The sequence below is a fragment of the Oerskovia enterophila genome (assembly GCF_044748475.1).
GTDB classification, from domain to species: domain Bacteria; phylum Actinomycetota; class Actinomycetes; order Actinomycetales; family Cellulomonadaceae; genus Oerskovia; species Oerskovia enterophila.
In genome coordinates, this window is sequence record NZ_JBIVFZ010000004.1 from 228,955 (window position 1) to 245,699 (window position 16,745).

At 70.4% G+C, this 16,745-nt stretch carries 12 protein-coding genes; 4 read left to right on the forward strand and 8 right to left on the reverse strand.

Annotated features, from left to right (window positions below; all coding sequences use genetic code 11):
* Nucleotides 1-147: 147 nt before the first annotated feature.
* Nucleotides 148-1,170, reverse strand: a complete 1,023-nt coding sequence (fbaA, locus tag ACIPWA_RS14085; protein ID WP_056652591.1) for a class II fructose-bisphosphate aldolase — start codon at nucleotides 1,168-1,170, stop codon at nucleotides 148-150.
* Nucleotides 1,171-1,332: 162 nt separating this feature from the next.
* Nucleotides 1,333-2,079 carry a TrmH family RNA methyltransferase gene (locus tag ACIPWA_RS14090; protein WP_400291088.1) on the reverse strand — a complete coding sequence of 249 codons (747 nt, stop codon included), beginning with the start codon at nucleotides 2,077-2,079 and terminating at the stop codon, nucleotides 1,333-1,335.
* A 117-nt stretch (nucleotides 2,080-2,196) separates the two neighbouring features.
* Here ACIPWA_RS14090 and ACIPWA_RS14095 point away from each other — a divergent pair, with 117 nt between their 5' ends.
* The 3 genes from ACIPWA_RS14095 (at nucleotide 2,197) to ACIPWA_RS14105 (ending at nucleotide 4,340) form a co-directional block, all read left to right on the forward strand.
* Nucleotides 2,197-3,147, forward strand: coding sequence for a DedA family protein (locus tag ACIPWA_RS14095; protein ID WP_400291090.1), 951 nt, complete (start codon nucleotides 2,197-2,199; stop codon nucleotides 3,145-3,147).
* Nucleotides 3,147-3,920 (forward strand): HAD-IIA family hydrolase, encoded by a 774-nt coding sequence (locus tag ACIPWA_RS14100; RefSeq protein ID WP_056652593.1) that lies wholly within the window; start codon nucleotides 3,147-3,149, stop codon nucleotides 3,918-3,920. Before ACIPWA_RS14095 ends, ACIPWA_RS14100 begins: the two co-directional genes overlap by 1 nt.
* 156 nt (nucleotides 3,921-4,076) lie before the next feature.
* A complete protein-coding gene (locus tag ACIPWA_RS14105; RefSeq protein ID WP_400291092.1) occupies nucleotides 4,077-4,340 on the forward strand; it encodes a hypothetical protein in 264 nt (87 codons plus the stop codon).
* Nucleotides 4,341-4,903: 563 nt separating this feature from the next.
* Here ACIPWA_RS14105 and ACIPWA_RS14110 read toward each other — a convergent pair.
* From ACIPWA_RS14110 to ACIPWA_RS14130, 5 genes are all read right to left on the reverse strand, one after another.
* Nucleotides 4,904-9,979: an HtaA domain-containing protein gene (locus ACIPWA_RS14110; protein WP_400291094.1), complete on the reverse strand. Its 5,076-nt coding sequence runs from the start codon at nucleotides 9,977-9,979 to the stop codon at nucleotides 4,904-4,906.
* 245 nt (nucleotides 9,980-10,224) lie between these two features.
* The gene (locus ACIPWA_RS14115) at nucleotides 10,225-10,821 is read right to left on the reverse strand and encodes a LemA family protein (RefSeq protein WP_056652604.1); all 597 of its coding nucleotides are present in this window, start codon (nucleotides 10,819-10,821) and stop codon (nucleotides 10,225-10,227) included.
* A gap of 144 nt (nucleotides 10,822-10,965) precedes the next feature.
* A complete protein-coding gene (locus ACIPWA_RS14120) occupies nucleotides 10,966-11,700 on the reverse strand; it encodes a hypothetical protein (protein WP_400291096.1) in 735 nt (244 codons plus the stop codon).
* Nucleotides 11,701-11,760: 60 nt separating this feature from the next.
* On the reverse strand, nucleotides 11,761-12,345 hold the full coding sequence (gene pyrE, locus ACIPWA_RS14125) for an orotate phosphoribosyltransferase (RefSeq protein ID WP_400291098.1): 585 nt from the start codon (nucleotides 12,343-12,345) through the stop codon (nucleotides 11,761-11,763).
* A gap of 61 nt (nucleotides 12,346-12,406) precedes the next feature.
* Nucleotides 12,407-13,174: an SDR family NAD(P)-dependent oxidoreductase gene (locus tag ACIPWA_RS14130; protein ID WP_400291100.1), complete on the reverse strand. Its 768-nt coding sequence runs from the start codon at nucleotides 13,172-13,174 to the stop codon at nucleotides 12,407-12,409.
* 125 nt (nucleotides 13,175-13,299) lie between these two features.
* Between ACIPWA_RS14130 and ACIPWA_RS14135 the strand changes: the two genes are divergently transcribed.
* The gene (locus ACIPWA_RS14135) at nucleotides 13,300-14,091 is read left to right on the forward strand and encodes an exodeoxyribonuclease III (protein WP_400291102.1); all 792 of its coding nucleotides are present in this window, start codon (nucleotides 13,300-13,302) and stop codon (nucleotides 14,089-14,091) included.
* Between the two features lie 88 nt (nucleotides 14,092-14,179).
* Here ACIPWA_RS14135 and ACIPWA_RS14140 read toward each other — a convergent pair whose 3' ends face one another.
* A complete protein-coding gene (locus ACIPWA_RS14140; RefSeq protein WP_400291104.1) occupies nucleotides 14,180-16,636 on the reverse strand; it encodes a glycoside hydrolase family 94 protein in 2,457 nt (818 codons plus the stop codon).
* Between the last annotated feature and the right edge of the window lie 109 nt (nucleotides 16,637-16,745).

The following is a 16,745-nucleotide window of genomic DNA, read 5'->3' on the forward strand; positions in this document are numbered from 1 at the left end:
CCGACGGACGCTCCGCCGTCGGGCAGCCCGAGCCGCCCCACGACACGCAGCAGGCCCCGGTCCTGACGGACCGGGGCCTGCTGGCACTGCTGGTGGCGGGACGCTCCCGCCGGGCTCACCGCCCTCGCGGGCGGCTCAGCGAGCCGTTCAGCGGATCTTCTGGCCCGCGGAACGCAGCTGCTGCGACGCCTCGACGATGCGCTGAGCCATGCCGGCCTCGGCGAGCTTGCCCCAGGCGCGCGGGTCGTAGGCCTTCTTGTTGCCCACCTCGCCGTCGACCTTCAGGACGCCGTCGTAGTTGCGGAAGATGTGGTCGACGACCGGACGCGTGAACGCGTACTGCGTGTCCGTGTCGATGTTCATCTTGATGACGCCGTTGTCCACGGCCTCGGTGATCTCCTCGGCCGTGGAGCCCGAACCGCCGTGGAAGACGAGGTCGAACGGGTTCTCCTTGCCGATGGCCTCGCCGACGGCCTTCTGGATGTCCGCGAGGATCGACGGACGCAGCTTGACCGCACCCGGCTTGTAGACGCCGTGCACGTTGCCGAACGTGAGGGCCGTCAGGTAGCGGCCCTTCTCGCCCGCACCGAGGGCCTTGACGGTCGCGAGACCGTCCTCGACCGTCGTGTAGAGCTTGTCGTTGATCTCGGCCGTGTGGCCGTCCTCCTCGCCACCGACGACACCGACCTCGATCTCGAGGATGGTGCGCGCGGCGACGGAGAGCTCGAGGAGCTCCTCGGCGATGATCAGGTTCTCGTCGAGCGGCACGGACGAGCCGTCCCACATGTGCGACTGGAACGTGGGGAGCTTGCCGGCCTTGACCTGCTCGATCTCCAGCGCGAGCAGCGGACGGACCCAGGAGTCCAGGTTCTGCTTGGCGCAGTGGTCCGTGTGCAGCGCGATGGTGACGTCGTAGTTCTTGGCGACCTCGGTCGCGTACGCCGCGAGGGCGAGCGAACCGGTGACGCGGTCCTTGATGGTCGAGCCCGCCGCGTACTCGGCGCCGCCGACGGAGACCTGGATGATGCCGTCGGACTCGGCCTCGGCGAAGCCCTGAATGGCGGCGGTGATGGTCTGCGACGACGTGATGTTGACGGCGGGGTAGGCGAACTTGCCTGCCTTCGCGCGGTCGATCATCTCGGCGTAGACCTCGGGGGTTGCGATAGCCATCTGCAGAACTCCAATGACGGAAGGAGGTGGGTGCCGACGACACTGCCGCGCGCCCTGTTATCCCCATGATTTTGCCATGGATCCCTACCGGCGGTGTGGCCCGTCCCACTGGTGGACGTCCGTCACCACTGGTTGGGACGTCCCGGGGGTCGGGACGGCCTGCTACCGGTAGGCGTGCTGCACGGCCCACGCGTGCATCGCGATCGCCGCCGCGGCCCCCGCGTTGATCGACCGCGTCGACCCGAGCTGCGTGATGTGCAGGATCTCCCGGCTCGCCGCACGCGCCTCGGCCGAGAGCCCGCTGCTCTCCTGCCCGAACAGCAGGACGCACTCCGGCGGGAACGCGAAGCCCTCGATCGGGATCGAGCCCGGGACGTTGTCGATCCCGATCACCGGGATGCCCGCGCCGTCGTGCTGCGCCGCGGCCCATGTGAGCAGGTCCTCGACCTGCGGGTGGTGGCTCACGTGCTGGTAGCGGTCGGTGACCATGGCGCCGCGGCGGTTCCAGCGCCGCCGGCCCACGATGTGCACGCCCGCCGCGTTGAACGCGTTGGCCGTGCGCACGACCGACCCGATGTTCAGGTCGTGGCCCCAGTTCTCGATCGCGACGTGCAGGCGCCGGTCCGCAGGGCGGCGCGCGTCCATGTCCGCGACGATCGCCTCGACCGTCCAGTAGCGGTAGGCGTCCACGACGTTGCGCCGGTCACCGTGCTCGAGCAGGTCGACGTCGTAGCGCGCGTCGGTCGGCCAGGCCTCCCGTCCGCCCGGCCAGGGGCCCACGCCCACCTCGACCTCGTCCTCGCCGCGGGCGAGCGGCGGCTCGGGCGAGGGCTCGCTCGGCCGTTCGGTCGGCGCCTCGGTCCGGGAGAGTGCCGGGGGACGGTCGTCGTGCGCGGGGGTGTTCGTCACGGCTCCATTGTCCCCGGCGCCCACCCGGACCGGATCCTCCCAGGATGTTCACGAGTGCTCGACAGGCGCTCGACACGGCCCGGGCCCGTGCAGCCGCACGCCCACTACGCTGGTGGCGTGCTCACCGACCTGCTCCTGACCTCAGCGCTGCCCCATGCCGCCGCAGCGCTCTCTGCCGTCGACGGGGGCCAGGTCGTCGCGCTCGGGCCGGACTGGCTCGACGCGCGGACCATGATCAGCGGCTTCATCGAGCGCTTCGGCGTGTACGCGGTGTTCGGCATCGTCGCCGTGGTCTTCATCGAGACCGGGCTGCTCTTCCCGTTCCTGCCCGGCGACTCGCTGCTCTTCACCGCAGGCCTCCTGGTCGCCCAGGACGAGCTGAACCTGTCGATCTGGGTCGTGTGCGCCATGATCTTCGCGGCCGCGTTCCTCGGGGACCAGCTCGCCTACCTGATCGGCAACAAGATCGGCCCCCGCCTCTTCACGCCCGACGCGCGCGTCCTCAAGACCAAGTACATCGACCAGGCCCACGACTACTTCGAGCGTTTCGGCGGACGCACGGTCATCCTGGCGCGGTTCGTCCCCTTCCTGCGGACGTTCGCCCCGGTCGCCGCAGGCATGAGCGGCATGCGCTACCGGACGTTCGTCACCTACAACCTGGTCGGCGCGTTCGTGTGGGGCGTCGGCGTGACGCTGCTCGGCTACTGGCTCGGCAACGTCCAGTTCGTCAACGACCACATCGAGACGATCCTCGTCCTCATCGTCGCCGTCTCGGTCGTCCCCGTGGTGATCGAGGTGCTGCGGGCCCGCCGCGAGGCGAAGAGCGCCAAGGCCCAGCTCGCCGCGGTCGGGACGGCCGCAGCTGCGGCTGACGCGACCTCGGCCGCTGCCGCACCCGCCGTCCCGACCGCTGCCACACCCGCCGTCCCGACCGCTGCCACACCCGCCGTCCCGACCGCAGGTGCGAGCGACACCCCCCTGACGACGGCCGAGGCGACCACCGCCTCGCCGACCGGGTCCGAGAAGACGCCGGACGCCGTCGAGCACACCCCTGGAGAGGACCACTGATGACGCGCGTGATCGAGAGCTGGCTCACCGACATGGACGGCGTGCTCGTCCACGAGGGCCACGCCATCCCCGGAGCGGCCGAGTTCGTGCGCGCGCTGCGCGACAAGGAACGCCCGTTCCTCATCCTGACGAACAACTCGATCTTCACGGCCCGCGACCTGCGCGCGCGCCTCGCGACCTCGGGCATCGAGGTGCCCGAGGAGTCGATCTGGACGTCCGCCCTGGCCACCGCGCAGTTCCTGAGCGACCAGGTCCCCGGCGGCAGTGCCTACGCGATCGGCGAGGCGGGTCTGACCACGGCCCTCTACGAGGCCGGCTACACGCTCACCGAGTCCGACCCCGACTACGTGGTGCTCGGCGAGACCCGCACGTACTCGTTCGAGGCGATCACCAAGGCCGTCCGCCTGATCCTGGGCGGCTCGCGCTTCATCTGCACCAACCCGGACACGACCGGCCCCTCGCAGCAGGGACCGCTGCCCGCGACGGGTGCGGTCGCCGCGATGATCACGGCCGCCACCGGACGCGAGCCGTACTTCGTTGGCAAACCCAACCCCATGATGTTCCGGTCCGCGCTCAACCGCATCGACGCGCACTCCGAGACGACCGCGATGATCGGCGACCGCATGGACACCGACGTCGTCGCAGGCATCGAGGCCGGGCTCTACACCTACCTCGTCATGACGGGCTCGACCAAGATCCACGAGGTCGACACGTTCCCGTTCCGCCCCAGCAAGGTCGTCGACTCGATCGCGAACCTCGTCGACCTCGTCTGACCCACGCTCCCGGACAGCACGCTGCCCCGGCCCCCGACCAGCTCGGCGAGTTCTAGCGGTCGTCGCAACACGGTGTGTATAGCACAGCGTCCCATCACGATCGTAGGGGTAGGCATCGAAGGTCACGTGACCGACGTTCACCTCTACGATCGGCGCATGGACGGACTCTCGATTGCGCTGCAGCGGCTCGATGCGGCCCGCACGACGGACGAGCTTGTCGGTGCCTTGTGGGACCTGCGCGACTCGGCCTACGACACACCTGAGTTATGGAGCACCTTCGCCGCAGAGGCGTTCTTCCAGAGGTTGGCCGGCGAACTTGAGGACGCGCCTGCCGATGACGCTGGCCAGCTTTCGGTTCCCGTCTTAGCTCGAGCGGTGAAGTCGGCGGTGGCTATACCTGGCCATGGCATTGATACCTAGCGTGATGTGAAGGGGCATCACATCGGCCGAGTGATGAGTTCGCGGAGACGCCGGGCTGGTGTCTGCCAGCCCAGCGTCTTGCGAGGCCGGGCGTTGAGCTCGGCGGCGGGGGCCTCTTTCGCCCGTCCGGACGACCGTTGCGCCACTCCCTGCCCGTTCGAGGGTTGATACCTGCTCGCTCGCACGCCTCGGCGTTGGCGTAACCAAGGTCCATGAGGCGGGAGTATTCCGCCCTCTCGAACCTCAGCCCTCCGCCCAGCACTCTGCCGCTCCTGACGAATCTCGAAGCCCATCGCATGCCCATCGCTTGGGTGTTGCGACGACCGCTAGAACTCGCCCTCGGGGTACCAGGGCAGCGTGCTGCGGGGCCTCGCAGGCCTGCGATCGGCCGTGCCGAGGCATAACCCCCACCACGGCCTAGCGGGGCGCCTGGAGCACCGCTACCGGCCCGCGTCCGACGTCGCTGCGACCGGCTGAGGCGAGGACGACGAACGGCGGGCGGGCCGAGACCTGGAGTGGTCCCGGCCCGCCCGCCGTTCGTTGAGCGGTCCTGCGGTGGTACGTCAGACGGTCGCGCGTGCCCGACGGCGCCTGCTCACCGCGAGCAGGCCCGCGCCGCTCAGGAGCAGCATCACCGCGAGGGCCGTGACGTTGCCCGCCTCGGTGCCGGTGGCGGCAAGTCCCGAGAACGCGTCGCACTCGACGTCGCCCCCGATCGGGAAGCTGAACGTGACGGGGGCCAGAGCGGTCCCTGCCTCGTAGAAGCCCGCGAACGCCTTGGCGCCTGCGGCCGTCAGCGTGGCCGGCGCACCGGTCCACGTGATCGTGGTGCCCGAGGTCGACTTCTTGCCCGAGAGGTCGAGGCTCGCGAACGCGACGCCCTTGCTCGTGGACTTGTTGCCCTCCATGTCGCTGCTGACGACGTCGACGACGAGCGTGCCGCTGCCGCCGTTGACCTGGACCCGCGGGTTGGAGATCTGCAGGTCGAGGATGCCGCCATGACCGGTGAAGTGCACCGAGCCTGCGAAGGAGGCTCGGCCCTTGCCGAGGTCGGTGTTGAACGATCCCTTGCCGCCGCTCCACGTGGTCGTGGAGCCGTTGTCCTTGGCACCGCTGGCCGAGACGGAACCCTTGGCGATCGGCCCCGCGATGTACGCGCGGAACTTGTCGCTCACGGCCCAGGTCAACGTGGCGCCGTTGACACCCTGCGCGTAGCACTGCTGAGCAGCTGAACCGCTGCCCGAGGTGCTCGAACCCGTGACCGTGATGGCCGCGGACGCCGTGTGGTTCGCGCCGATGAGGAGCAGCGTGTGCTCGCCCGCCGGGAGATCCTTGGGGATCGTGACGGTCGACGTGGCCGCACCACCGGCGTTGGCCGTGATGCCCGTGGCAAGGACCTGCGGGCTGGAGTGGACCTCGACGCGCAGACCTGCCTCGTCGGCCCCGAACCCGACGCCGCTGATCGTGACCTGGTCGCCGGGGGCAACCTGGGAGACGGAGAGCGTCGCCTTGGCGGGGTCCTGCTGCGTGCCCGAGCCGTCGGTGTTGCCCGAGCTCTCGCCCGGGGTCTTGCCGGGGTTCTCGACCGCGGAGCCGACCGTGAAGGTCACCGGGTCGAGCGCGTCACCGGCCGTGTAGAACGCACCGAACGCCGGGACGCCTGATGCGGTGAGGGCAGCGGGGACGCTCGCGTAGGTCGTGGTGCCGTTCGCGGTCGTGACCTTCGCGGCGGCCAGGTCGAGCGTCGCGACCGTCACGCCGGACTGGACGAACGAACCGCCCTCGATGTCCTTCGAGTCGACGTCGGCGACCAGCGTCGCCTTGTCACCGGTCGCGACGATGCGCGGGTTGCTCAGGCGGACGTCGAGGATGCCGCCGTGCCCCGTGAACCGGACGGTACCGGCGAAGTCGACCGAGCCCTTGCGGGAGGCCGTGTCGAACGAGCTCTTCGCGGACTGCGGGAACGAGTACAGACCGGTCGCGGCCCCTGTCGCACCGTTCGAGGTCGTCACGCCTCCCTGGGCGATCGGGCCTGCGATGTACGTCCGGAACGACTCCTTGACGCCCCACTGCAGGCTGCCTGCCGCACCTGCGGGAGGCGGGGTGACGGGCTTGGCCGTGACCGTGACGGTCGCCGCCGCAGAGGTCGAACCCAGGAAGGACGTGCTGTCCGTCGGGGTGAACACGGCGGTCACGGAGTGCGGACCGACCGCGAGGTCGCTCGCGACCAGGACGGCGACGCCGTCCTTGACCGCAGCGGAGCCCAGGTCCTTGGAGCCGTCGACGAAGCGAACCACGCCCTCGGCCGACGCCGGTGCGACGGTCGCGGTGAACGTCACGCCGGTGCCCTCGACGCTGCTCGCCGACGAAGCACGCAGCGTCGTGCTCGTCGCCTCCGCGTCCTTCCCGGGCTGCTTCACGGACAGCGCCGTGAACGTGTCGAGCGAACGGTCCGTGACCGACAGGCCGTGCGCAGCCGACGTCGCGACCACGTACTCCGTGGCCGGGTCGAACGAACCCGCCGGAACCGTGATCGTCGTCGTGAACTTCCCGTCCACGACCTGAGCCGGCATCACCCACTGCAGGCCGAGCCAACCATCAGCGACCAGAGGGGCGTTACCCTTCCAGATCGACGCGTCCCCCAGCAGCACGTACGCGCCGTACTGCGCGCCAGCACCCACGAACCCGGTACCCGAGATCGTGAACACGTTCTCGACCGCAGGGTCGACGTCCGCACTCGGCGTCACCGTCACCTTCGGGTCAGCCACCGGCACCACAGGCTTGAGCGTGACGGGCGTGAACGAGTCGAGAGTACGGTCCGTGGCCGACAGGCCGTGCGCCGCCGACGTCGCGACCACGTACTCCGTGGCCGGGTCGAACGTCCCCGCCGGAACCGTGATCGTCGTCGTGAACTTCCCGTCGACGACCTGAGCAGGCGACACCCACTGCAGACCGAGCCAACCCGACGCCACCAGAGGGCCTTCGCCCTTCCAGATCGAGGCGTCGCCCAGCAGCACGTACGCGCCATACTTGGCGCCCTCGCCCACGAAGCCGGTACCCGTCACCGTGAACACGTTCTCGACCGCGGGGTCGACGTCCGCACTCGGCGTGACCGTCACCTTCGGATCGGCCACCGGGACCACCGGCTTGCCGACGACCGTGACGGTCGCCGTCCCCGTGGCACCGAGCGCGCTCGTCACGGTGACCGTGAGCTCACCAGGGGCCTGGTCCGCCGGCACCGTCACGACGACCGAGTCGCCGCTCGCGACGAAGCTCGCGGAGGTGTCGCCCAGGAGGACGGACGAGACCTTGTCGCCGGTCGCAAGACCCGCGACGGTGAGCGACAGCTTGGCTCCCGCCGTGACCGACGGCGCGCCGAGGGTGACCGTGAGCGGCGCAGGCGCCGGGGCGTTGGTGAAGTTGACCGGGACCGAGAGCTCCTGGTCGGCGTTCTTCACGCCGCCCGCACCGTAGGTGTAGACGCCGTAGCGCCCACCCTCGAGAGCCGCGGGGGCCTTCAGCGTGAGCTTGGCCGTGAACGTGCCGTCAGCGGCGATGTCGGCCCACTGTCCACGGATGATCGACTGGTTCGCGGGGCTGAGCTGGTTCAGCACGGTCTCCGACAGCGCCCATGCCTGCGAGCCGACCTTGCGTGCCGAGCTCGCCACGCCCTCCGACGGGCGCCACGCCTCGGCAAAGCTGCCGAACACGACGTAGTTGCCCTGCGGCAGGGTGTTGGGGATCGGGTTGCCGTATCCACCGACGTTCGACGCCGGATCGAACCCGGAACCCTTCACCACGATCGCGTCACCAGGACGCACCACCGTGTCACCCAGCGGCGTCACACCATCAGCAGCGAAGACCTCGATCGCAGGCTCGAACACCGGGGCCGGGTCGTTGGTGAAGCTCACGGGGAACGCGAGCTCCTGAGCGGCGTTCTTCACGCCACCGGCCGCGTAGGTGTAGACCCCGAAGGAACCGCCCTCGATCGCCTCGAGCTCGGCGAGCGTCAGCGTCGCCGTGAACGAGCCGTCCTCGGCGATGTCGACCCACTGCTTGCGGATCGTCCCCTGGAAAGCCGGCGGGACCTGGTCCAGCACCGACTCCGCCAGGGCCCACGCCTGCGGCCCGACCTTGCGAGCCGTCGTCGGCGCACCGGTCGACGGCTGCCACTCGTCCGCGAACGAGCCGAACACCACGTACGTGCCCTGCGGCAGGTTCGCCGGGATCGGCGCCCCACGACCACCGACGTTCGCCGCCGGATCGAAACCGGAACCCTTCACCACGATCGCGTCACCGGGACGGACCAGCGTGTCGCCCAGCGGCGTCACACCATCAGCAGCGAAGACCTCGATCGCAGGCTCGAACACCGGAGCCGTGGGCTCCTCGCCCTTGAACGTGACGGGCGTGAACGTGTCGAGCGAACGATCCGTGACCGAGAGGGCGTGCGCGGCCGACGTCGCGACCACGTACTCCTTCATGACGTCGAACGAGCCTGCCGGGACCGTGATCGTGGTCGTGAACGCGCCGTCGACGATCGAGCGGACGTAGACCTGCTGCAGCCAGCCCTCGGCCAGGAGCGGGCCCTCGCCCTTCCAGATCGACGACTCGCCCAGCAGGACGTAGGCACCGTTCTTCGCGCCGGCACCCACGAAACCGGTACCCGAGACGGTGAACGTGTTCTCGACCGCGGGGTCGACATCCGCGCTCGGCGTGACCGTCACCTTGGGGTCTGCGACCGGAGCCGGCGGGTCGACGGTCTTGGCCGTCACGGTGTGCGCGGTGGACGCGGACGTCGAGGCGACGAACGCGGCTGCGTCGGCCGGGGTGAAGCGTGCCGAGTAGGCGTGCTCCCCCACTGCCGGAGCCGCGACGTCGAGGCGAGCGGCGCCGTCGGACACCGTGGCCGTACCCAGCGAGGTGGGGCCGTCGAGGAACTCGACGCTGCCCGCCGCTGCCGGGGCGACCGTCGCGCTCAGCGCTACCGCCGTGCCCTCGACCGAGGTGCCCGCCGGGGCGACCGCGAGCGTCGTGGTCGTCGGCGCGGCCGGCGCCACCGGGAGCGGCGCGTCGAGCGTGGCGGTGAAGGTCGACATCGGCTGGCCGACGTAGTCGACGAAGTTGCCGTCGAGCGCACCGAACGCGCTGGACAGGGCGCCGTCCGCCGTGACGGTGAGCGTGTCGCCCGCGCGGGCCGTGCTCACGGCCACGTCGGCGACCTTGACGTCGTCTGCCAACCCGGCGGCCGTGGTGACGTCCGCGGTGAGGACGCCGGTCGTCGGCGAGCTGATCGCGAGACGCAGGTCGGCGACCGTGATGTCGAGGACGCCGCCGTGCGCCTTGTAGTTGGTCGATCCACCGAAGCGCAGCGCGCCGACGCCCGTCACGGGGTCGATGCTGCCGCTCGCGGGCGAGTACACGGACTTGCCGTTGGTCAGCGCGGGCGTGATGGTCCCCGCACCGCCGACGTAGCCGGTCCAGCTGTCCTTGAGGTTCCAGGTGGCGCTGCCGCCCGACACCATGACGGTGTCCGCGGCGCTGGCGGGAGTGACCCCGACGACTGCGAGACCGGCGACGAGCGCTCCGGTCAGGAGTGAGGCGAGAGCGCGACGGCGCCCTCCTCGTTGCGTGATGAGCACTCGGTCTCCCGTGATGGTTCGTGGGCCGCCCGCGATGGCGGCGTCAGGGCGGCAGGTCTCTCGACCATCGCCCTGTGGACCATATAAGGCGTGCCTCACCAAAGCAAGGATTACCTTATCTCCTGTGGTCGGAGTCACACCCTCGTCTCAGACGCCCGTCGGACCGGGACGCGCCGAGGGGCGGCGCGCCCCTGGCGCACCGCCCCTCGTCCGTCCGTGCCGCACGTCGCGGCCGGTCCTCGACCTCAGCGGTCGAGGATCGGGCCGTTGCCGTTGAAGTCCAGGCGCGGCGCGTTGCGCACCGCCGGGTTGTCGACCTCGAAGTACTCGGCCCGCTGGAAGCCGAACATCTTCGCGATGACGTTCGGCGGGAACGTCTCGACCTTGGTGTTCAGCGTGCGGACGTTCGCGTTGTAGAACCGACGACCGGCCGCGATGCGGTCCTCGGTGTTCGTCAGCTCGGCCTGGAGCTGACCGAAGTTCTCGCTGGCACGGAGCTGCGGGTAGGCCTCGGCGACCGCGAACAGCCGACCGAGCGCCTGCGTCAGCTGGTTCTCCTTGGCCGCCTGGTCCGCCGGACCGGAGACCGGTCCCGCCGCTGCCGAACGCGCCGCGGCGACCTGCTCGAAGACGCCCCGCTCGTGCGCGGCGTACCCCTTCACGGTCTCCATCAGGTTCGGGATGAGGTCATGGCGTCGGTGCAGCTCGACGTCGATCTGACGCCACGACTCCTGCACCAGGTTCCGCAGCCGGACGAAGCCGTTGTACTGCGCGACCGCCCAGAAGAGGACGATCAGGACGATGACGCCGATGACGATCAAGGCGATGATGCCGCCTGACATGCTGCCCCCTTGGGCTGAGGTGTCGGACCGCCCGGCCCGGACGCCCGCGCGCCCGGGCCCGACAGGCCGAGGTGCGTGACGTCGTCGGGCGACGCGGAAGGTACGTGCATCGTAGCGGGGAGCACGGCACCCCGGACCGAGGCGTCAGGGAGCCGGCGTCCCCCACGTCGGCGCGGAGCGGGGCGGGTCTCCCTGCCGACGCGGTGGCGACGCCCCGCGGTCGAGCCAGACGTGGTCCGGGATCGCGTCGGCCACGGCCGCGAGCCGCGACATGAGGGGGAACACGTTGTCCAGGACCGTCCTGCCACCCGTCCACCCGAGGATCGTGTCCCCCTCGATCCGCACGTTGCGTCGCGCGAAGTCCGGCTCGAGGAGACGGTGCATGAGGCGCGGGTGCAGGACCTGGTGCGCGAACCGGAGGTCGCTCGTCTCGACGCGCCAGGCCCGGTTGAAGTCCTCCGACTCGAGCTGCACGTCCTGCCCGCCGAACACCTTGGCGACCCTGGCCCCGAATCCCTCGGGCGTCAGCTCGAGCGCGGGCAGCACCGCCGGCAGGAACAGGGCGACCACGTGCGCCGTGTGCGTCGTCTCGCTCTTGCCGCCCCCGACCGTCCAGACGTACGTGAACGACAGCGCCGGGCGGCCTGCGTACTCGCCCGCGAGGACCTCGGTCGCCTTGCGGTCGTGCCCCGCCCCGAACGGGGTCCCCCGCCAGCGCTTGGCGAGCTCGCGGTCGAGGGCCTCGTAGCGCCACCCGTGGCGCGCGGCCCACGCCTCGAACATGCGCAGCCGCGCCTTGCCGGCCCGCCAGAACACGTACATCAGACCGATCGCCACGACGTCCACGACGACGAAGACGACCCACGCCACCCAGGTCACGACGTGCCCCCTCCCGCTGCCGGCCCGCTCACGGGACGTTCAGGCCCTGCTCAGGCCTGCTCAGGCAAGGTCGAAGTCCGTCAGGCCGAAGATCGAGAAGTAGGGCACGCCCAGCGCCTCGATCTTCTCGCGCGCGCCCGTGTCGCGGTCCATGATCGTCGCGACACCCAGGACCTCGGCGCCCGCTGCCCGCGCCGCCTCGATCGCCGTGATGGGCGAGCCGCCCGTCGTCGTCGTGTCCTCGACGACGACGACGCGGCGCCCCGCGATCTCCGGCCCCTCGATCTGACGCTGCATCCCGTGGGCCTTGGCGGCCTTGCGCACCACGAACGCGTCGAGGTCCTGGCCCCGCGAGGCCGCGGCGTGCAGCAGCGCGGTCGCGATGGGGTCAGCACCGAGCGTCAGTCCGCCCACGGCGTCGACCTCCGCGGTCCCCAGCCCGGCCTCCTCGAGCTGGTCCAGCAGGACGTGCCCGACGAGCGGCGCCGCGCGGTGGTGCAGCGTGATGCGGCGCAGGTCCACGTAGTAGTCAGCTTCCTTGCCCGAGGAGAGCGTGACCTTCCCGTGCACGATCGCCAGCTCGGCGATCAGGTCGCGGAGCTGCTCGCGGGGCGTCGGGGACAGGTGCGTGGAGGTGTCGGTCATGGGGTCAAGGCTAGCGTTCCTGCGGGTCCGTCCTCCGCGCCCGACCGCGTCCCGAGACCGGTCAGCGCCCCTCGAACGCCCGCACGGCGGCACGCGGCGCGACCTTGAGCAGCCCCGACGCCAGCCGGTACCGCAGCGAGGGCGTCGAGATCACGACGCCGCGGCGCACGTCCGCGAGGGCCGCCGCGACGACCCGGTCCGCGTTGAGCCACGCGACCTCGGGAAGCTGCGTGTAGTCGATCCCGGCCCGCTCGTGGAACTCGGTGTGCGTGAGCCCCGGGCACAGGGCCGTGGCCGTCACGCCCGTCCCGCGCAGCTCGACCGCGAGCCCCTCGGTGAACGTCCGCACCCACGCCTTGGCGGCCGAGTAGGTCCCGCTCGCCGTGAGCGCCGCGACCGACGCGACGTTGAGGATCGCGCCGCGCCCGCGCTCGGTCATCTGGCCCGCCGCGGCGTGCGAGAGCACCAGGACCGCGCGCACCATGACGTCCAGCGCCTTGACCTCGGCGTCGACGTCCCCGCCCACGAAGCGCTGGTGCACCGCGTAGCCGGCGTTGTTGACGAGCAGGCCCACGGGTCGCTGCCCTGCCTCGTCCTCGTCGACCACGGCGAGACGTGCTGCGACGCGCGCGACGTCGTCGGGCACGGAGAGGTCCGCCGGGAGGACCTGGACCCGCACGCCCGCGGCCGCGCGGATCTGCGCCGCGACGCGCTCGAGGCGCTCGGCGTCGCGCGCGACGAGGACCAGGTCGTGACGGGCCGTGGCCAGCTGCCACGCGAACTCGAGGCCCAGGCCGGCGCTCGCGCCGGTGATCAGTGCAGTCGCCATGGGCCCAGCCTAGGGGGCGCGCGGCGGTCGGGGGACCCCCGTGCCCGACGGCGCCACGCACCTCGGGCCGCCGGCTCGCCGTCCGCCCGCACCGGGCGTGGGTCGCCCCGGCTAGCCTGGGCGCCATGCGACTCGCCACCTGGAACATCAACTCGATCCGAGCCCGCGCCGAGCGGGCCGTGGCCTTCCTGGAACGCTCGGGCACCGACGTGCTCGCGCTGCAGGAGACCAAGTGCAAGGACGCCCAGTTCCCGCACGAGGTCTTCGAGGCCGCAGGGTACGAGGTCGCGCACTTCGGGCTGAGCCAGTGGAACGGGGTCGCGATCGTGTCCCGCGTGGGCATCGAGGACGTGGAGACGGGCTTCGCGACCCAGCCGCACTTCGGTGCCGAGCCGCACCTGGAGGCCCGGGCGATCGGTGCGACGTGCGGCGGCGTGCGCGTGTGGAGCCTGTACGTGCCCCACGGGCGCGCGCTCGACGACCCGCACTACCCGTACAAGCTCGAGTGGCTCGGCAACCTGCGCGAGCAGGCCGCGGGCTGGCTCGCGGCCGATCCTGCGGCGCAGGTGGCGCTCGTCGGGGACTGGAACGTCGCGCCGCTCGACACCGACGTGTGGGACCCGGCCGTGTTCGCGGGGCACACGCACACCTCCCCGCCCGAGCGGGAGGCGTTCTCAGCGTTCGCGGCGGCCGGGTACACCGAGGTCACGCGCGAGTTCTTCCCCGAGGAGCACAAGTACACCTACTGGGACTATCAGCAGCTGCGCTTCCCCAAGAACCAGGGCATGCGGATCGACTTCGCCTACCTGTCCCCCGCGCTGCGGGCCCGCGCGACGGGCGTGGAGATCGACCGCGACGAGCGCAAGGGCAAGGGCGCCTCGGACCATGTTCCGGTGATCGTGGACTTCTCGGACTGACCACCGGGTCCCGCAGACGCTGAGTGCGGAGCAGTTGTCGTCGGACGAGCCGTTCGACGACAACTGCTCCGCACTCAGCCGCAGGCGGTCAGCCCAGCGTCACCACGACCTTGACCTCCGAGCCCTCCGGCTGGGCCGGGATCGGCTGCGTCGGGTCGAGCTCGACGCCGTCGAGCGTCACCGACGTCACGCCCTTCGAGACGTGGTTGGGGTTGCGGACCTCGATCTCGTAGACCGCTCCGCGCCACTCGCGACGCACCTCGAAGCCGTCCCAGTCCTTGGGGATCGACGGGTCGACGACCAGACCGTCGAGAGCCAGGCGCACTCCGAGGATGTACTTGGTCGCGGCCGTGTACATCCAGCCTGCGGTGCCCGTGAGCCACGGGTTCTGCGCCTTGCCGAACCACTCGTGGTCACGGCCGTACAGGAACTGCACGTAGGCGTACGGCTCGGCCCCGCGGACCTCGATGTTGTCGTTCTGGTTGTACGGCAGGATCGCGTCGTAGAACTGCACGGCCTCGTCACCGCGGCCCAGCATGGCCTCGGCGATGATGGGCCACGCGTTCGGGTGCGAGAAGATCGCCGCGTTCTCCTTGATGCCCGGGTACACGCGCGTCACGAACCCGACCGTGTCGTCGACCTTGGTGAACGCCGGCCAGTTCAGGTGGTTGCCGTACTCCGAGCCCAGGAGCTCGCGCACCGAGTCCATCGACGCCTCGCCGCGCTCCTGGGTCGTGATGCCCGCGATGACGGGCCACGCCTGGTGCTCGAGGAAGATCTTGCCCTCGTCATTGTCGTTCGAGCCGATCTTCACGCCGTCGCGCGTGTAGCCGCGGATCCACCAGGCGCCGTCCCAGAGCTGGGTGTCCGCGACCTTCGCGATGCGCTCGAGCTCGGCCTCGTACTTGGCGACGTCCGCTGCCGCGGCCTCGTCCCCGGCAGCGGCACGGTGCCGTGCGAGCTCCAGGAACGCCTGGATGGCCCACGCGTGCAGGAACGTGACCAGCGAGGTCTCGCCGCCGCCCAGGTTGAGGCAGTCGTTCCAGTCCGCACGCAGGCCCAGGGCCACACCGTTCTGACCGACCTGCTGGCTCGAGAAGTCGAGCGCGCGCGTGAGGTGCTCGTACACCGTGGCGGGCGTGCCCTCCGCGAACGGGATCTCCTCGTCGAGGAACTCGAGGCGGCCCGTCTCCTTGACGTACTCCACGACCGACGGCACGAGCCACAGGTGATCGTCCGAGCACGTGTCCTCGAGCCCGTGGATGAGGTCCTTGGGGTCCGGCGTCGGGACGATCGTGGGCGACGGGACGTCGGGGAGCTTGGGCGCGTCTGGGTCGAACGCCTTGGGCTCGAACAGGTGCAGGCCGTAGCCCGCCTCCGTCTGGGCCCGCAGGAGCTCGACGATGCGCTGGTGCGTCTTGGTCGGGTTGGTGTGGATGACGCTCATGACGTCCTGGGCCGTGTCGCGGAAGCCCAGGCCGCTGCGTCCGCCGACCTCGACGAACGACGCGAAGCGCGACCACACGACACAGGTCTCCGCCTGGAGCAGCGTCCACGAGTTGATCATCGTGTTCATGCCCTCGTGGGGCGTGCGGATGCGCAGCTTGTCCTGCTTGGCCTTCCAGTAGGCGGCCAGGCGGGCACGCTCGGCGTCGACCGTCGCGACGTCCGCGTACTTGGCCTGCATCGCACGACCGGCCTCGGCGCGCGAGCCGTAGCCGAGCATGTAGACGAGGCGCTTGGTCTCTCCCGGCTGGAGCGTGATCTTGTGCTGGAGCGCACCGCAGTGGTTCTGCGTCGTCGCGCTCTCGTTCGAGCCGTACCCGCGCTCGATCGCGATCGGGTTGGCCTCGGAGCGGTAGGGGCCGATGAAGTTGTCACGCAGCGAGTCGTACGACGACGGCGTCTCGCTCGACGCGAAGTAGTGGAACGTCCACGGCTCGTAGTAGGCGTCGTACTCGATGATGCCGTCCTCGTAGGACGACCCCGTCGAGTAGAGCGACATCTGCAGGTTCTGGTTGTCGATCGTGATCGTGTGGAAGGAGAACTCCACGTACGACCCGACCGTCAGCTCACGGACCTCGTCGGTCGTGTTGGTCAGGCGCACGTCCCAGATCTCGACGTCGTCGTCCAGGGGGATGAAGATCGTCTGCTGGGCGTCGATGCCCTTGTACCGGGCCTCGAACGTCGAGTAGCTCAGGCCGTGGCGCGTGGTCCAGCGGCCCGCCCCGCCCGAGGGGTCCAGAGGGGCCCCGTCCTCCGCCAGCGGCTTGCCCACCGGCTGCCACGACACCGACCAGAAATCGCCGTCGGCCTCGTCGCGCAGGTACACGTAGTGCCCCGGGCGGTCGAGCGGGACGCCGTTCTGGCGGAACCGCGAGATGCGGCCGGTCTGCGCCGACTTGTAGTACGAGTAGCCGCCGCCGTTGTGCGAGAGCACGGTGCAGAAGTCCTTGGTGCCCAGGTAGTTCGTCCACGAGACGGGGACGTCTGGGCGCTCGATGACGTACTCGTCGCGAGCGGTGTCGAAGTGGCCGTAGCGCATCGTCGGGTCGGTTCCTGTCGGTGAGGTGGGGTGGGGAGGTGATGAGGTGGGCCGGGCCGCGGCGCGTCGTGGCGCCGCGGGCCCGTGTCCGAGCCTCCGAGGTCGTAGG

Excerpts from the sequence above, each read along its gene's own strand:
- ACIPWA_RS14135 (WP_400291102.1), top strand. The coding sequence starts at position 13,300 with ATGCGACTCGCCACCTGGAACATCAACTCGATCCGAGCCCGCGCCGAG.
- pyrE (WP_400291098.1), bottom strand. The coding sequence starts at position 12,345 with ATGACCGACACCTCCACGCACCTGTCCCCGACGCCCCGCGAGCAGCTC.
- fbaA (WP_056652591.1), bottom strand. The coding sequence starts at position 1,170 with ATGGCTATCGCAACCCCCGAGGTCTACGCCGAGATGATCGACCGCGCG.
- ACIPWA_RS14105 (WP_400291092.1), top strand. The coding sequence starts at position 4,077 with ATGGACGGACTCTCGATTGCGCTGCAGCGGCTCGATGCGGCCCGCACG.
- ACIPWA_RS14115 (WP_056652604.1), bottom strand. The coding sequence starts at position 10,821 with ATGTCAGGCGGCATCATCGCCTTGATCGTCATCGGCGTCATCGTCCTG.
- ACIPWA_RS14140 (WP_400291104.1), bottom strand. The coding sequence starts at position 16,636 with ATGCGCTACGGCCACTTCGACACCGCTCGCGACGAGTACGTCATCGAG.
- ACIPWA_RS14130 (WP_400291100.1), bottom strand. The coding sequence starts at position 13,174 with ATGGCGACTGCACTGATCACCGGCGCGAGCGCCGGCCTGGGCCTCGAG.
- ACIPWA_RS14100 (WP_056652593.1), top strand. The coding sequence starts at position 3,147 with ATGACGCGCGTGATCGAGAGCTGGCTCACCGACATGGACGGCGTGCTC.